The sequence below is a fragment of the Methylolobus aquaticus genome (assembly GCF_054172105.1).
In genome coordinates this window covers 86,023-101,636 of the sequence record NZ_JBSYXP010000006.1, presented here as the reverse complement: position 1 = coordinate 101,636, position 15,614 = coordinate 86,023, and the positions used below count along the sequence as shown (strand labels likewise).

Sequence of the window (15,614 nt, the reverse complement as noted above, 5' to 3'; positions counted from 1 at the left end):
TTGCACCCGGACTCACCACCGGATTGATCACAGAGGATAACCGTGAATACCCGAATCGAACGCGACAGCATGGGCGAGATGCAGGTACCCGCCGATGCCTTGTACGGTGCCCAGACGCAGCGAGCTGTGCAAAATTTCCCGATCAGCGGCCTGCGCCTGCCGGCTCGTTTCATTCGTGCGGTTGCACTGATCAAACAGACGGCGGCAGCCGTCAACGTGCATCTCGGCCTGCTGGACGGAACGATCGGCGCTGCGATCGAAGCGGCGGCGCAGGCCGTGCTCGATGGCGAGTATGCCGATCAGTTCCCGGTCGATGTCTACCAGACGGGGTCGGGAACCAGCACGAACATGAACGTCAATGAGGTGCTTGCGGCGATTGCATCCCGCAACGCCGGTGTGGCCGTCAGTGCGAACGACCATGTCAACATGAGTCAGAGCAGCAACGATGTCATCCCGACGGCGATCCACGTCAGCGCGGCACTGGCGATCAACGAAGCCCTGATCCCCGCGCTGGAACATCTGTCGGCAACAGTCCGCGCCAAAGGTCAGGCCGAAAGCCATGTGGTAAAGACGGGCCGCACCCATCTGATGGATGCGATGCCGATCCGGCTGGAGCAGGAACTCCACGGCTGGGCCGCGCAAATCGACAGCGGCGTCGAACGCCTGCGCGCCAGCCTGCCGCGCTTGTATCGGATTGCCCAGGGCGGTACCGCGGTCGGCACCGGCATCAACGCGCATCCTGAGTTCGCTGGGCGGGTCGCCGAGGCGCTGGCGGATGCGACGGGCCTGCCGTTCGTGCCGAACCCATCGTTCTTCGAGGGCTTGAGCAGTCAGGATGCCGCTGTCGAGGTATCGGGCCAACTGAAGACGATTGCGGTCGGCATCATGAAGATTGCGAACGATCTTCGCTGGATGAACTCCGGACCCTTGGCCGGTCTCGGCGAGATCGAACTGCCAGCGCTGCAGCCGGGCAGTTCCATCATGCCAGGGAAGGTCAATCCGGTGATTCCGGAAGCGGCCTGCATGGTCGCTGCGCAGGTAATCGGCAATGACGCGACGATTACCGTCGCCGGCCAGGCCGGTTCGTTTCAGCTCAATGTGATGCTGCCCGTGATTGCCCATAACCTGCTGGCCAGCATCGAGTTGCTGGCCAATGTGGCTCGGTTGCTGGCGGACAAGGCGATCGCCGACTTCCGAGTCCGGGAAGACAATCTGACGCGGGCTTTGTCGCTGAATCCGATTCTCGTGACCGCGCTCAATCCGATGATCGGCTACCTCAAGGCGGCCGACGTGGCCAAGGCCGCCTATCGGAGCGGCCGAGCCATCGTCGATGTAGCCGAGGAAATGACGGGGTTATCGCGCGAGCAGTTGTTGGCCGTGCTTGATCCTGCCCAGCTGACCCGAGGTGGAATCTCGGACTGACACTAAAGGTGGGGCAGCGGATTCCTGTCAACAACGACCTTCGATTTCGTATCAATAACGTTAAGGTGCCGTATGGCTGAGTTTCGATTGCCGCCGGGCTCGCAGGTCCAGCCTGGCCGGATTCACCCCAAACCGACAGGCAGCGGAAGCCTTCGGCGGATCGAGGTCTATCGATGGGATCCTGATCGCGATGAGAATCCGCGGATGGATGTCTTTCATGTGGACTCCGAGCGCTGTGGGCCGATGGTGCTGGACGCACTGATCGCGATCAAGAACGAGATCGACAGCACACTGACGTTCCGGCGCTCTTGCCGTGAGGGGGTGTGCGGCTCGTGTGCGATGACGATCAACGGTCGGAACGGACTGGCGTGCACCAAAGCGCTGGATGCCGTGGACGATGTCGTCAGGATCACGCCACTGCCGCATCTGCCGGTCGTGAAGGACCTCGTGCCGGACATGACGCATTTCTATGCCCAGTACGCGTCCATCAAGCCCTGGATGCAGTCCCAGTCACCGGCGCCGGCCGACCACGAGCGACTGCAGAGCCACGAGGAACGCGCCAAGCTGGACGGGCTGATCGAATGCATTCTGTGCGCCTGTTGCTCGACCTCTTGCCCCAGCTACTGGTGGAATGGCGACCGTTATCTGGGTCCCGCCACCTTGCTGCAGGCCTATCGCTGGATCGCGGACAGTCGCGACGAGGCGACTGGGGAGCGGTTGGATGCGTTGGAGGATCCATTCAAGCTGTATCGCTGCCACACGATCATGAACTGTGTGGATGCGTGTCCCAAGGGGCTAAATCCGGCCAAGGCCATCGGGGAGATCAAGAAGCTGTTGGTAGCCCGGCAGACGTGACGGGTGTGCCGCCTGAGTTGGTGTGGCGCTGCCGCCGCGGGACCCGCGAACTCGATCTCTTGCTGTCGCGTTACCTGGAACAGGCCTATGCCGCTGCGCCTTCCGACGAGCAAGCGCGATTCGTCGCCTTGCTGGAGCGCCGCGACAGCGAACTGCAGTCCCTGTTTTTCGGTGGGGCGAACAGGGATGAGTCCTTAGGCGATCTGCCGGCCCGGATTCTTGCGCTCGCTTCGGTTTCCGCTTGAGCCGGGTCCGGCACTCGTGCGCTACGTGGCGCTCCTGCATCTGCTGGCAGCGCTCGCGGTCTGGGTCTGTGCACTGCCGCTGCTGGCGCGTCTAGTTGGGCTCTGCCTGATTGCTGCCAGTCACTGGTGTCAGATGCGCCGGCTATCGCGGCTGGGCGGGTTCCTGTGTTTCGGGGAAGAGCGGGGCTGGTGGCTTGAGCGCAACGGTTGCCCACCGGAGACGCTGGCGATCAGGGGCAGCAGTGTCGTGACGCCGTGGATCGTGGTGGTACAGGCGCGTGGACACCGCGCAGAGCATGCGTGGGCGCTGGTCGCCGGTGCCGGTGATCGCGATAGTTTCCGACACCTGCGGGTGTGCCTGCGAGTGGACAGGTCATCCGGAAATCCGTCGTCGGGGCAGCGGGAGGCGGCTTCGCCGCAAGGCAGTAGCTCTTCTTGACACATCATTCGGCAATTCCAAAACAAGCTTCCGCAATGATCGCCCGCCAGCCCTTGCTGATCGCCCGCTTCATAGTGCTGTCCATGCTGATTGGAATTGCCGCAGCGTTGCCGGGCTGCGCGCCGCGACGGGTTGCCGGGCCTGCACCTAGCGCGGGCCGGCCCCCGGCTTCGCTGCCAGAAGCGGTGCCCCTGTCCTCTAAGCGCGCTGCACCGACGTCGACATCCGAGACCCAGCCCTCCAACGCGGTTTCCTCTCCTGCCGCGGAGAAGGGGCCCGTCGAACCCGCAGTGATCGTCGCGTTGCTGGAGGAATCGGCGGCGAGCCGCTCAACCGGGGATCTGGACAATGCAGCGGCCTCGCTGGAAAGGGCGCTGCGGATTCAACCGCGCAATCCCCGCCTGTGGCATGAGCTGGCACGGGTACGGCTGGAACAGGGCGAACCTGCTCTCGCAGAGGAGTTGGCGCGGAAATCGTCTGCTCTGGCCGAGGACAACGAGGGCCTGATCGCGGCGAATCAGCAACTGATGGAAGAAGCTCGCCAGCGTCAGACGCCTGGGGCACCGGCGCCGGCAGCGGCAGAGTAGGGTGATTTCGCTGGAAGCGGTTTTCGCTGCGGACGGCCCTCTAGCGCGCGAGTTGCCCCATTATCTGCCGCGGGAAGGCCAGCTTGATATGGCCCGGGCGGTCGCTGCGGCGATAGCCGACCGGCAGACACTGCTTGCCGAGGCCGGTACCGGAATCGGCAAGACCTATGCCTACCTGGTACCGGCGATCCTGTCGGGCCGGCGAATCATCGTATCGACGGGGACGCGCACACTGCAGGACCAGCTGTTCGGCAGGGACTTGCCAGTGCTCCGTCGCGCGTTGGGGGTCCCGTTCAGCGCCGACCTGCTCAAGGGCCGCGGCAATTATCTGTGCCGGTACCGGCTAGAGCACGTGCTCGGCTTCCACCTCGGGCAGCGCTTGCAGGATGCCGCCCAGATCGAGAGTCTGCGCCGCTGGGCGCGCTTTACGACAGTCGGGGACAAGGCCGAGGTCGCTGACATACCCGACGAGTCCCCGCTGTGGCATGCGGTTACCTCGACGGCCGACAACTGTCTGGGGCAGGAGTGTCCCAGCTATGGCAGCTGTTGTGTCGCGGCGGCGCGGCGGCGCGCTCAAGAGGCACAGATTCTGATCATCAATCATCATTTGCTTTGGGCGGACTGGGTGCTCAAGGCGGACGGGCTTGGTGAACTGCTGCCCGAGGCGGAGGTGGTCATCGTTGACGAAGCCCATCAGTTCTCCGAGGCCGCGTCGCAGTTTCTTGGGGTCAGTCTGGGCTCGAGACAAATCGACGCGTGCGCCCAAGATCTCCGGCTCGAACTGGGGAAATTTCCGGGCGAGTTCCGGGAATTGGTGGCTGGAGCATCCCGGGTCGAAGAGACGCTGCAGGATGCCACGCTTGCCCTGGGCGGCGCCGCGGAACGCGCGGCCTGGACGCACGCGACCATGCTGCCCGAGGTTGCGGAGGCCTTCGGAGCTCTGGCCGAGAGCTTGAGTACGCTGCGTGATGGGCTTTCGCGGGTTATCGAACGGAGCCCGGGACTGGAGTCCTGCCACCATCGTGTCGAGACCCTGGTTGGGCGCCTCGGGGGGTTCGTCGGGGAGATTGAGACGGATGACAAGGACGTGCTATGGGTCGACGTACGCCGACGCGGGTTCCAACTGTACCGGACACCCATCGACACCGCGGAAGAGTTCGCCCGTTTCCACGAAGCCAGTGGCGCCAGTTGGATCTTTACGTCGGCAACACTTGCCAGCGGCGGGAGTTTCGACGAGACAGCCCGGGAGTTGGGAGTCGATGATTTTGTCGCCTTCCATTGCGACAGCCCCTTCGATTACCGTCAGCAATGTCTGATCTATCTGCCGCCGGGTCTCCCGGAACCCTCTCACCCCGATTTTACGAGCCGAATGATCGAGACCGTTCTGCCGGTACTCTCGGCCAGCCGCGGGCGTGCATTCCTGCTGTTCACGAGCCACCATGCCATGAATCGCGGCGCCGAGTTGCTCCGCCTGGCGGGTCTGCCATTCCCGCTATTCGTCCAGGGTAGCCAGCCGAAGGCCCTGTTGCTGGATCAGTTTCAGCGCGCGGGCAACGGCGTTCTGTTGGGCACGGCAAGCTTCTGGGAGGGCGTGGATGTGCGGGGTTCAATACTGTCGTGTGTGATCATCGATAAATTGCCGTTTGCCTCGCCCGGCGACCCGGTCCTCGCTGCGCGTATCGAAGCCGTCAAGGCGGCGGGTGGCGATCCGTTCCGTTCGTTGCAGCTGCCCGCGGCTGTGATGGCGTTGCGACAGGGATTCGGGCGGCTGATTCGTGATGTTCATGACCGCGGAGTGTTCGTGCTGTGCGATCCCCGGGTTCTGACGAGAAGCTATGGAGCGCGCTTCATCGGCAGCCTGCCACCGATGAAGCGCACGCGCTGCATCAGTGACATCGAGGCATTTTTCGCGGCGGAGGAAGTGGAGGCCGAGGAGTCCACATGAAGATTTTGGCTATAGAAACAGCGACCGAGGCCTGTTCCGCCGCGCTTTTGCAGGATGATGACGTCATTGAGCGGTATGCTGTCGCGCCCCGCGAGCACAATCGCTTGATCCTGCCCATGATTGAAGAGGTCCTGGCCGAAGCCGGGGTAGTGCGGACGCAGATCGACGCCGTTGCATTCGGTCGCGGCCCCGGCTCGTTTACGGGGCTCCGGATCGCAGCGGGTGTGACGCAAGGGATCGCCTATGGGCTCGATTGTCCGGTGTTGCCCGTGTCGACGCTGGCGGCGCTGGCTTTCCAGAGTTTCGAGGAAGCGGCCGGGGAGGGCGTCTATGCCTGCCTGGACGCGCGGATGGGTGAAATTTATGGTGCGCTTTTCCGGCGGGGGCAGGAGGGTGTCCCGGACCTCATCGGGGACGAAGCAGTCCTCGCGCCGGAACGGGTCGAAGCCGCTGGCATAACGGTGCGATTGGGCGTCGGGAGCGGCTGGGTCACCTATCGGGAGGTATTGTCCGAGCGGTTGAAGACGGTCGTCGAGGTGCTTGAAGACCGTTTTCCTCGCGCAGCCTATATCGGGCGACTGGGGGCCCGGGATTTCGCGGCCGGGCGCTGTGTGTCGGCCGGCGAAGCCATACCGGTTTATCTCCGGGATCAGGTGGCGCGGAAACCCAGGACGCAGGCCCGGGAATGAGTCGGCGGGCCGCCTGTAGTAGACTAGGCGGATGGCGCAATACTTCCAGATCCACCCGGACAACCCGCAAATACGCCTGATCCGGCGTGCGGTCGAGATCGTCATGGATGGCGGTTTGGTGGTTTATCCGACCGACTCATCCTATGCGCTCGGGTGCCGGCTGGACAACAAGGACGGGCTGGAACGTATACGGCGGATCAGGATGCTGGAGGAGGCGCACCATTTCACCCTGATCTGCCGCGATCTGTCGCACATCTCGGCGTTCGCGAAGTTCGGCAACGAAGCCTATCGGCTGATACGGCAGTTGTCCCCGGGACCGTATACGTTCATCCTTCGCGCAACCCGGGAGGTTCCCCGGCGGCTGCAACATCCGAAGGCCAAGACGATCGGAATCCGGTTACCGGACAATCCCGTCACCTTGGCGTTGCTGTCCGAATTGGGTGAACCGCTATTCAACTCGACCTTGATCGCACCGGATGCCGAAGAGTCTCTGTCGGATCCGGTCGAGATCCGCGATCGCCTCGAAAAGGCGGTCGACCTAGTGCTGGACGGCGGTATCGTCGCCTATGCCCCGACGACCATCATCGACTTCACGGAAGATGAGCCCCGCGTGCTGCGCCAGGGTGCGGGCCCGGTCGACTTTCTCTCCTGATCCATCCCGCAAACTCTCCATGCCCGATTTAGACACGTTCATCCAGGCCCTCAGCGTATGGGCCATTCCAGTTCTGTTCGCGATCACGCTGCACGAAGTCGCGCACGGTTACGTTGCCAAGCTGTTGGGCGATACGACGGCCGCGAGCCTGGGCCGCCTGTCCTTGAACCCGATCCACCATATCGATCTGTTCGGAACGGTACTGATTCCGGGCCTGCTGGTCGCGACCAGCGGGATGATCTTCGGCTGGGCCAAGCCGGTCCCGGTTGACTACCGTCGTCTCAATCATCCCAAGCGGGACATGGCGCTGGTGGCCGTGGCCGGTCCTGCCGCGAATCTGCTGATGGCCGTGTTCTGGGCCCTGACGATCCGACTTGCCGTTGTCCTCCCAGACTACTTTTCGGAACCGATGCGACTGATGGGCATCGCCGGCATCAAGATCAACGTTGTGCTGGCCGTGTTGAACCTGTTGCCGATTCCGCCGCTCGACGGTGGACGCATCGCGGTGGGGCTGCTGCCCGACAAGCTGGCCTTCGGGTTGGCGCGGATTGAACCCTACGGCTTCGTGATTCTGCTGATCCTGCTGGCGACGAAGCTGCTCGACAGTATTCTCGGTTACCCCGCAGCGTTGCTGATCCGTCTGTTCGCCGATGTTGCCGGACTCTGAAGCCCCTGAGGCCGAGGCCGCCAGTGCGGCCGCGGAGGGGGAGGGCGGAGCTCCCGCCTACGCCATCGTCAATGGGAGCCCGCTGACGCAACTCCCGGAGGATCTCTACATCCCACCGGAGGCCCTCGAGGTCGTGCTCGAGACTTTCGAGGGCCCGCTCGATCTGCTGCTTTACCTGATCCGTCGCCAGAATCTCGACATCCTGAATATCCCGATCGTCGAAATCACGCGCCAGTACATCGACTACATCGACATGATGCAGGAACTCAAGATGGAACTGGCGGCCGAGTATCTTCTGATGGCCGCCATTCTGGCCGAGATCAAGTCGCGGCTGCTGTTGCCCAAGCCGCAGTCTGCGGACGAAGAGGAAGCCGATCCGCGAGCGGACCTGATACGGCGTCTCCAGGAGTACGAACGCTTCAAGAAGGCAGCCGAGCAAATCGATACCTTGCCGCGCTGGGAGCGCGATATCTTTCCGGTCGAGGTCGACAACAGCACGATTCAAATTCGCAAGGTTTACCCCGAGGTGGATCTCAAAGAGTTGCTGCTCGCCTTTCAATCGGTCCTGCAGCGGGCCGATCGAACCGTGCATCATCAGATCCGGCGCGAGGCCTTGTCGGTACGTGAACGGATGTCCTCGATCCTGGCTCGCCTGCTGGATACCAGCGGCCTGGACTTTCTGCAGTTGTTCGAGACGCACGAAGGTCGGCAGGGCGCCGTGGTGTCCTTGCTGGCGATACTGGAACTCGCCAAGGAGAATTTGATCGAGATCATTCAGGACGAGCCCTTGGCCGCTATCTGGGTCCGTTCACGCGGCGATAGCGGGCTGGTGGCGGCGTGAACTGGAAGGATATCGTTGAGGCGGCGTTGTTCGCCTCGCCGCAGCCGCTCAGCGTCGAGGCTTTGCGGAATCTGTTCGAAGAAGCGGAGCGCCCCGACGTCGCCTCTGTCAGGGAGGCGATCGACCAAATCATGCAGGATTACGCGGCCCGACCCGTTCAACTGCAGCAGATTGCCAGTGGCTTTCGGTTCCAGGTGCGGGACGGCTATTCGCCGTGGTTGTCGCGTTTGTTCGAAGAACGCCCCGTGCGTTACTCGCGCGCCTTGCTGGAAACGCTGGCCATCATCGCCTATCGCCAGCCGGTCACGCGCGGCGAAATCGAGGACATCCGCGGCGTCGCCGTCAGTTCCAACATCGTGCGCACCCTGCAGGAGCGGGAATGGGTCCAGGTCGTGGGCCACAAGGAGGTGCCCGGGCGACCGGCCCTGTATGCCACGACTCGGGAGTTTCTCGACTATTTCGGCTTGCGTACCCTGTCCGAATTGCCGGCCCTTGCGGTTTTTTCGGAACCGGTAGCGGACGTGGAGGAAGAGGCACCCGACAGTGTCTTGCCTGCCGATTCTGAACCGCTAGAGGCCCTCACGACCCAAACTGATGAGCCACCCCATGACTGATATCTCCGTCGATCCGAATGAGAACCCCGCAGGCGAGGGCGAAGCGGAAGGGCGTATCCAGAAGATTCTTGCCCGGGCCGGATTGGGCTCGCGGCGCCAGATCGAACAGACCATCCAGGAGGGAAAGGTGTTTGTGAACGGGCGCCTCGCCAAACTCGGTGACCGGTGTGCGCTCAGCGATCGTGTTGTCGTCAATGGCCACCAGATCAATCTGCTCAAACGCTGTGCCGGACCGACCCGGGTGTTGTTGTATCACAAACCGATGGGCGAGATCGTCAGCCGCCGCGACCCGGAAGGTCGGCCGGTGGTGTTCAGTCAGTTGCCCCGACTCGAGAATGGTCGCTGGATTGCCGTCGGGCGGCTCGACATCAATACCCAGGGACTGCTGCTGCTGACCAACAACGGTGAACTGGCGAACCGCTTGATGCATCCCGCTCGGGAAATGGAGCGCGAGTACGCAGTGCGCGTGTTCGGGCACGTCGGCGAGGCGATGCTGCAGCGATTGCAGGACGGCGTCGGGCTGGAAGACGGGCCGGCGCAGTTCGAGTCGATCCGTTCCGCGGGAGGCGATGCGGCCAACCAGTGGTTTCATGTGGTGGTGCGTGAGGGCCGCAACCGGCTGGTCAGACGTTTGTGGGAATCTCAAGGCGTCACGGTCAGCCGCCTGATCCGGGTGCGCTTCGGTGACGTCCTGTTGCCGCCGCGACTGCGAGCCGGCGGATCCATGGAACTCGAGCCGGAACAGATCGAAGCCTTGATGTTGTCAGTCGGGCTCTCGGTTGCGGAGCAACCCACCGATAAGCCCCGTCGCGTTCGGGATGAGCTCTCGGAAACTCCGCGTCGTGGCAGACAGCGCCAAACGACGGGGCGGTCGCGGCGCTGAGTGAGCCGAGGCTTGTCCAGCATGGACGGTAAGGATTCAGGTTCGATCGGGTATCAGTCGCGGGATTGCGTGCGCTCGAATGGCACGCGGTGACGAAACGATGAGAGCGGACTTCCTCGTTTGCGGGATCCGGCCCCAAGCTTTTTGTTTGACATAATATATATTATGCGCAATCGTCTGTCGCTAACATGTCTGGAATGTTGGGCGGCCTACCGAGTGGATCGGCGCCCGGCGCACCAATCAGTTCGACGAGTCAGCACCGCGTCACTTGAAGCCAGGACTGACCGGGGCTATTTGCTGCGCTTGTTAAGTCTCTTGCGGTGTGGGTATTTTCGGCCGGATCAAGGCATCTATCTGCTGGCTTGGCGGCCCGTTGGCGCAATACGTCGAGGCCGCAACTTTGCGCGGCGTACACCTTCACGGGTCTTGCCGGCTGATGGCGAGAACGGCGGGCTTTAAGGCCCGCCGTCTGAAAACTGTTGGGAGCGTCGCGTCTTATTGCGCGGCCTTTAGGTGTACGACGGCTTCCTCGGCCGACTTCTTGGCCAGGTCGGCATGTCCGAGCTTGCCGTGTTCGATGGCACTGTCCAGGCTCTTGAGTCCTGCATCCAGATGTTGATCCGCAACCGTCGCGTGTTCTTTCGACATTGCGGCATGCTCTGCGATGGCTTTGGCGTCTGCAGCTTTGGCCGCAGCATCGGCATGCGTCAGGGCCGCGGCCATATGGCTTTCCTCGGCCAGCGCTATCTGGGTCGACAGTATCAAAGCGATGCCCCCGATCAAGGTCGTCAGTTTAGCGTTCATCGGCAAAGTCCTCTTCGTGATGTTTGCTTCTTTGGCTCTTTTGTCCGCTTGTAAGCGGATCCCGGCGACTTCGAGCATTGCCAGCGCGGATGCATTTAGATCCAGCGGGCACGGTTCGCATGTCGCTTACCCTGTGATCGCGCCGCGTTGGCTTGGTTCCCCGAGGCCAGTGTTGGCTGCCGCCAATATGGCGAAAAGCAAACAGGAACAGTCACCTATATGTGACGTCTTGATCACGCGTTGGCTGGAGCCAACAGTGCGTCACGGCTGCGTTTTCGCGAAATATCTACAAGCCATTAAAAACAATGAAGAATATCGGTTGGCACGATTACTTCTAAGTTCTTGGCACGGCGATCGGTTAGCGACTACTCACCGTATTTCCATCACGTAGACTCGGCGGGCGAGAACGGCAATTACACGGTCACCTGCTATTTGCCGCCAAAGGACGGCAGCCTGAAGTCCTGGATTGGGTCGATCGTCATCGACGAACCGAACTAGCGGACGCCCAGACCGTAATGATCACAGGAGAATAAGGTGCTCCGGCGGCGGATCCCTCCTGCCGTCGCCTGGGCATCGCCTTGGCCGAGGGTCTTCGATACGGTGCTTAAGTTAAGGAGCTATCCTGTGCCGCAGCCGACTCCCCTACTCTACTCGGAGGGTTCCTTAAAGTGCTTTACGTCCAGCGAATGGCGCCGCAGCAAGTTGTAAAACTCGCTTCGATTGCGTTTGGCCAGTCGCGCTGCCTGCGTCACATTCCCGCCGGTGCCTTTAAGGATCCGAATGAGGTACTCGCGTTCAGCATTGCTCTTCGCTTCATCCAGCGACAGGACTTCTCCAGCCTGATTTTGCAATGCCCGCTGGACCTGACCGGCGGATACGAGCTCAGTCGCACTCAAGGCCACAATCTTCTCGATCACATTGAGCAGCTGCCGGATATTCCCCGGCCACGGTGCTCCCAGTAGTATCTCCATGGCTTCCGGTGCGTAGCCGTTGATAGTCTTCCCATATTTCTCCGACACCTTGGAAGTGAAATGTCGGACGAGCAGCGGGATATCGTCGACGCGTTGCCGCAGCGTGGGAAGTGCCAGACTCACGACGTTCAGGCGGTAGAACAGGTCTTCGCGAAATCGCCCCGCCTCGATTTCCTTTTCCAGGTTACGATGCGTGGCGGACACGATGCGGACGTTCATGGGCGTGCTGTCGAGTGCCCCAACCGGCCGTACGGCCCGTTCCTGCAGGACTCGCAGCAGCTTGACCTGCAGTGCTAGGGGCATGTCGCCGATCTCATCCAGAAACAGCGTTCCGCCATTGGCTGCCAGGAACAGGCCCCTATGGTCCCGGGTCGTTCCGGTGAAGGCCCCTTTCACATGTCCGAACAACTCGGATTCCAGTAGATTTTCCGGAATCGCACCGCAGTTGATTGCGACAAACGGATTTGCGGCGCGCGGGCTGGCTCGATGGACGGCCTGGGCCAGCAATTCCTTGCCGGTGCCCGACGCGCCGACGATCAACACGCTCGCATCCTGCGCTGCAATCATCCTGGCCTCGGCCAGGACCGTCTTCATTTGCGCGTTGCAGGTAATGATGCTGCTGCACCAATCCGACGGCTCCAGTTCATGGTCGCCGGTACTCTGCGCTAGCGCGCGGCGCACTTCCACGAGCAGAGTATCGGCTTCGAAAGGCTTGGTGAGGTAGCCGAAAACCCCTCGCCGCACCGCGTCTACCGCATGTACAACCGAGCCGTGTGCCGTGAGTATGATCACCGGGAGCGCCGGGAACTGGACCTTTAGGGTCTCGAACAGGGCCAGTCCATCCATGCCCCCCATCCGGACGTCGGTGATGAGCAGGCTCGGCCGATGGATTGCGACCTTCGCCAGGGCCTCCTCCCCGCTGCTGGCGCTAATCACCGAAAAGCCCTCGAGCGTCAGGCGCAGGGCAAGGAGCTTCAGCAACGCGGGGTCGTCGTCGACGACCATGATGCGGATGCTCCCCGTCATTGCAGCAACCGGTCGATTAGCGCAAGGAGCGTCGTCTGTTCGAACGGCTTGGTCACGAAGCCTGCCGCGCCTTCGGCAAGGCACGCCTCGCGATCGGCGGCAGCGGCGCTCGCCGTCAGAAAGACGAGAGGCAGCGAGGCGAACTGCGGGTCCCGCCTTAGGGCGCGAAGCACTTGACGGCCATCCAGTTCGGGCATCAGCAGGTCGCAGAGTACGAGGTCCGGCTGCCCGTCGGCAACCAGGTCGAGACCGGCGCGGCCGTTCTCCGCTTCGAGGACCTCGTAACCTTCCAGTCTGAGCAACTGAGAGGTCAGTTTTCGAAGAGCCGGATCGTTTTCCACCAGGAGAATTTTCTTCATGCAGGGTCTCCCGTAAGAGGAATTTTCACGGTGAATCGGGTGCCTTGGCCGATGTTGCTGACATAGCTGATTTCGCCTCGGTGAAGGTCCAGGCATTGTTTCACTATCGCCAGCCCGAGCCCCGTGCCCTGGATGTGATTGACATTGCGGGCCCGATGAAACGTGCTGAACAGGTTGGGTTGATCTTCCCTGGGAATACCGACGCCCTGATCGGCAATGTCGAACACGAGCGCATCGGGCTCACGTGTGCGAGTCAGCGTGACCTGCGAGCCCTTGGGTGAGAACTTGATCGCATTGCCCAGCAAGTTGGCGAGAATCTGCCTCAGCAGATGGGGATCGATGTGGGTGGGGTTCGCTGGCCCCACCGGCAGGAACACGATCCGGTGTTCCCTGCCCACTCCGGCTCGCAGTTCCTTCAGCAATACCTCGCAGAATGCGTCGATGTCGGTCACCTGAGGATTGAATGGCAGGTGACCGGTGTCGGCCTTGCCGATGAACAGCACTTCCTCGAGCATTTGCGTCATCGTTTTCACGGCGTCCTTGATCATCACGATCAGGGCGCTCTGTTCCTCCGGAGGGAGCCTTGCGCAGTATCGCTCCAGCAACTCCGCGGATGAAAGAATGGCCGTCAGCGGCGTCCGGAATTCATGCGAAGCCATGGCAATGAAGCGCGACTTCAGTTCATTCAGTTCCTGTTCTCGAGTCAACGCCTTCCGCACGTCCGCTTCGGCCTCGCGCAGTTCGGCCTCGGTCCGGGCCCGATTGGCTGCTTCCAGCGCCAACGCGACCAAATTGCCGATCGACAACGCGAAACCGACCTCCTCCAGTGACCAGTTGCGGGGCGGCCCGATATGTTCGTGGCAGACCACCGCGACGACGTGGCCGTCCATCCAGACCGGGACGTCCAGCATTGAAGTGATGCCTTCGGGTATCAGGTAATTCTCGCGGAACTCTGCCGTCGCGGGATCGCGGCGGGCATCCTTGGCGATGACCGGGCGATTCGACACCAGCGCCGCAAAGTACTGTGGGTAATCGGCCATCCGGAATGCCGCTAGTTCCGATGCCGGGGCGGTGTCCCCGAGTGCCGCGCGGTAGACCATCTCGGCTCGCAGGACGATGTCCTTGCCGGTGCTGTCGAAGCGGCCGAACATGACTCTCGCCAGTCCGAGCGTATGCGCTGCCGTGCTTAGAATGTGCCGTAGTGACGCCTGGAAATCGACTTTGTCGGCCCGCGCCAGATCATACAGAACGGTGCGGAACAGCAAGGCCTGCTCGCTCCGCTGTTTCTCGGCCTCGGCAGCGCGGTGTCGTTCGGTCACATCGCGCAGGAACGCGCTGAACAGGTAGCCTTCGGCGCAGTGCACCGGCCAGACCGACAGTTCCATAGGGAATTCCTCACCGGAACTGCGGATCGCGGAAAGCTCGATGGTCGCATTCAGAACTCGGGATTGCCCGCAAGTGAGGAAGCGCCGCATGCCCGCTTCGTGGGCGGTACGGTAGCGTTGGGGGATTATCAGCTCGGACAGCCGCCCGCCCACTGCCTCGCTCCGGGACCAGCCGAAAATGCGCTCGGCCGCGGCGTTCCATTCCAGGATGACGCCGCGGCTATCGATGGTGATGACGCCTTCGGCCGAGGACTCGATCATCAGGCGGAGCCGCTCGGTCCGTTCGGCAATCCGCTGTTCGAGGTTCTCGTTCAGGCGGCGAAGCTCCTCCCGGGCGTCGCGACTCTCGGTGATGTCGGAGACGATGCCGATGAGGCGCTGGACCGCGTCGGACGGGTCAAACAGCGGGAACCCCTTTTCGCGGACCCAGCGCACCTCGCCGCTGGGTCGCCGGATCCGATATTCGACCTGATACGACGCGTGGTCGCTACTTGAGCGGGCTGCCACCACCCGCTGCCGGTCATCGGGATGTGTGGCCTCGGCGAGGACGCCCGGGCCGGCATAGAAGTCCGCGGTGCTGCGCCCGAAGACCTGCTCGAACGCGGGATTGACGTAACGGAGTTGCCCGCGATTCGGCTCCATGATCCAGAAGACATCCTCGACCTTCTCGGCAATCTGGTGCAGATGACCTTCCGTCTCCCGGAGGCATTGTCGGCCGCCGATGGCTTCCGCCAGGATCCAGGTCACGAGCCCCGTTGTATCGGACACCGGTCGGAGCGACAGTTCGACCTCGAGCCAACCCGGGCCCGCCTCGGTGCGCACCAAAGACCGTATCCGCACAAATTCATCCGCCGCAGCGCGCGCGAGCGCAGCCCGCACCGCATCCCGCTCTTCAGTACCGCGCCACCACGGCCCGTTCCAGAGCGGCTTGCCGAGCACCGAGCCGCGTTGGTCGGGGAAGAATTCGAAAGCGGAGCGATTGACTTCGGCTATCGTGCCGTCGGCTCGTAGCACGGCGACCAGCACGAAACCGGGTCGCGCCGGCTCCACCTCCGCTCTCGTCACCGGCGTCATGCCCGCGCTGGGATCCATTCTTGCCGCCACTTGATCAATTGGCATACCTCCGCCGTGGGCCCGGGCAGCCGAAGTGCTCGGCCCTAAGCTGTATGAAGCGCTGACGAAAAACGCATTTTCCGAGTGCGCCGCTCCGAAAGGCCTACATGAGACAAC

At 62.4% G+C, this 15,614-nt stretch carries 17 protein-coding genes; 13 read left to right on the top strand and 4 right to left on the bottom strand.

Features of this window, described 5'->3' with window-relative positions:
- The first annotated feature begins 42 nt into the window (after positions 1 to 42).
- The 12 genes from ACW73L_RS09550 to rluB all read left to right on the top strand — a co-directional run bounded on the left by ACW73L_RS09550 (position 43) and on the right by rluB (position 9,839).
- Positions 43 to 1,422 carry a class II fumarate hydratase gene (locus ACW73L_RS09550; protein ID WP_498921682.1) on the top strand — a complete coding sequence of 460 codons (1,380 nt, stop codon included), beginning with the start codon at positions 43 to 45 and terminating at the stop codon, positions 1,420 to 1,422.
- Between the two features lie 72 nt (positions 1,423 to 1,494).
- Complete coding sequence (locus ACW73L_RS09545) at positions 1,495 to 2,277, top strand: succinate dehydrogenase iron-sulfur subunit (RefSeq protein ID WP_498921680.1); 783 nt, start codon at positions 1,495 to 1,497, stop codon at positions 2,275 to 2,277.
- Between the two features lie 5 nt (positions 2,278 to 2,282).
- On the top strand, positions 2,283 to 2,522 hold the full coding sequence (locus tag ACW73L_RS09540; protein ID WP_498921679.1) for an FAD assembly factor SdhE: 240 nt from the start codon (positions 2,283 to 2,285) through the stop codon (positions 2,520 to 2,522).
- A complete protein-coding gene (locus tag ACW73L_RS09535; RefSeq protein ID WP_498921678.1) occupies positions 2,497 to 2,961 on the top strand; it encodes a protein YgfX in 465 nt (154 codons plus the stop codon). Before ACW73L_RS09540 ends, ACW73L_RS09535 begins: the two co-directional genes overlap by 26 nt.
- Before the next feature lie 35 nt (positions 2,962 to 2,996).
- Positions 2,997 to 3,548, top strand: coding sequence for a tetratricopeptide repeat protein (locus ACW73L_RS09530; RefSeq protein ID WP_498921677.1), 552 nt, complete (start codon positions 2,997 to 2,999; stop codon positions 3,546 to 3,548).
- A gap of 1 nt (position 3,549) precedes the next feature.
- Positions 3,550 to 5,493, top strand: coding sequence for a DNA repair helicase YoaA (yoaA, locus tag ACW73L_RS09525; RefSeq protein WP_498921675.1), 1,944 nt, complete (start codon positions 3,550 to 3,552; stop codon positions 5,491 to 5,493).
- Entirely contained in the window at positions 5,490 to 6,182 is a 693-nt protein-coding gene (gene tsaB, locus ACW73L_RS09520) for a tRNA (adenosine(37)-N6)-threonylcarbamoyltransferase complex dimerization subunit type 1 TsaB (RefSeq protein WP_498921674.1), read from the top strand. The genes yoaA and tsaB overlap by 4 nt, the downstream gene beginning before the upstream one ends.
- A 31-nt stretch (positions 6,183 to 6,213) precedes the next feature.
- Positions 6,214 to 6,834: an L-threonylcarbamoyladenylate synthase gene (locus ACW73L_RS09515; RefSeq protein WP_498921673.1), complete on the top strand. Its 621-nt coding sequence runs from the start codon at positions 6,214 to 6,216 to the stop codon at positions 6,832 to 6,834.
- Between the two features lie 19 nt (positions 6,835 to 6,853).
- Positions 6,854 to 7,501 (top strand): site-2 protease family protein, encoded by a 648-nt coding sequence (locus ACW73L_RS09510; RefSeq protein ID WP_139556983.1) that lies wholly within the window; start codon positions 6,854 to 6,856, stop codon positions 7,499 to 7,501.
- Positions 7,485 to 8,342, top strand: a complete 858-nt coding sequence (locus tag ACW73L_RS09505; RefSeq protein ID WP_498921670.1) for a segregation and condensation protein A — start codon at positions 7,485 to 7,487, stop codon at positions 8,340 to 8,342. Before ACW73L_RS09510 ends, ACW73L_RS09505 begins: the two co-directional genes overlap by 17 nt.
- Positions 8,339 to 8,956 carry an SMC-Scp complex subunit ScpB gene (gene scpB, locus ACW73L_RS09500; RefSeq protein ID WP_498921668.1) on the top strand — a complete coding sequence of 206 codons (618 nt, stop codon included), beginning with the start codon at positions 8,339 to 8,341 and terminating at the stop codon, positions 8,954 to 8,956. The genes ACW73L_RS09505 and scpB overlap by 4 nt, the downstream gene beginning before the upstream one ends.
- On the top strand, positions 8,949 to 9,839 hold the full coding sequence (gene rluB / locus ACW73L_RS09495; RefSeq protein WP_498921667.1) for a 23S rRNA pseudouridine(2605) synthase RluB: 891 nt from the start codon (positions 8,949 to 8,951) through the stop codon (positions 9,837 to 9,839). Before scpB ends, rluB begins: the two co-directional genes overlap by 8 nt.
- A 495-nt stretch (positions 9,840 to 10,334) precedes the next feature.
- On the opposite strand, the gene smbP is transcribed toward rluB, so the two are convergent.
- A complete protein-coding gene (gene smbP, locus ACW73L_RS09490; protein ID WP_498921665.1) occupies positions 10,335 to 10,721 on the bottom strand; it encodes a small metal-binding protein SmbP in 387 nt (128 codons plus the stop codon).
- 264 nt (positions 10,722 to 10,985) lie between these two features.
- On the opposite strand from smbP, the gene ACW73L_RS09485 reads away from it, so the two are divergent.
- Positions 10,986 to 11,141 carry a hypothetical protein gene (locus ACW73L_RS09485; protein ID WP_498921663.1) on the top strand — a complete coding sequence of 52 codons (156 nt, stop codon included), beginning with the start codon at positions 10,986 to 10,988 and terminating at the stop codon, positions 11,139 to 11,141.
- 149 nt (positions 11,142 to 11,290) lie between these two features.
- Here ACW73L_RS09485 and ACW73L_RS09480 read toward each other — a convergent pair whose 3' ends face one another.
- The 3 genes from ACW73L_RS09480 to ACW73L_RS09470 are packed head-to-tail and all read right to left on the bottom strand — an operon-like array spanning position 11,291 to position 15,458.
- Entirely contained in the window at positions 11,291 to 12,640 is a 1,350-nt protein-coding gene (locus ACW73L_RS09480; protein WP_498921661.1) for a sigma-54-dependent transcriptional regulator, read from the bottom strand.
- Positions 12,637 to 12,999, bottom strand: a complete 363-nt coding sequence (locus tag ACW73L_RS09475; protein ID WP_498921660.1) for a response regulator — start codon at positions 12,997 to 12,999, stop codon at positions 12,637 to 12,639. Before ACW73L_RS09475 ends, ACW73L_RS09480 begins: the two co-directional genes overlap by 4 nt.
- Positions 12,996 to 15,458: a PAS domain-containing sensor histidine kinase gene (locus tag ACW73L_RS09470; RefSeq protein ID WP_498921658.1), complete on the bottom strand. Its 2,463-nt coding sequence runs from the start codon at positions 15,456 to 15,458 to the stop codon at positions 12,996 to 12,998. Before ACW73L_RS09470 ends, ACW73L_RS09475 begins: the two co-directional genes overlap by 4 nt.
- Positions 15,459 to 15,614: the final 156 nt, after the last annotated feature.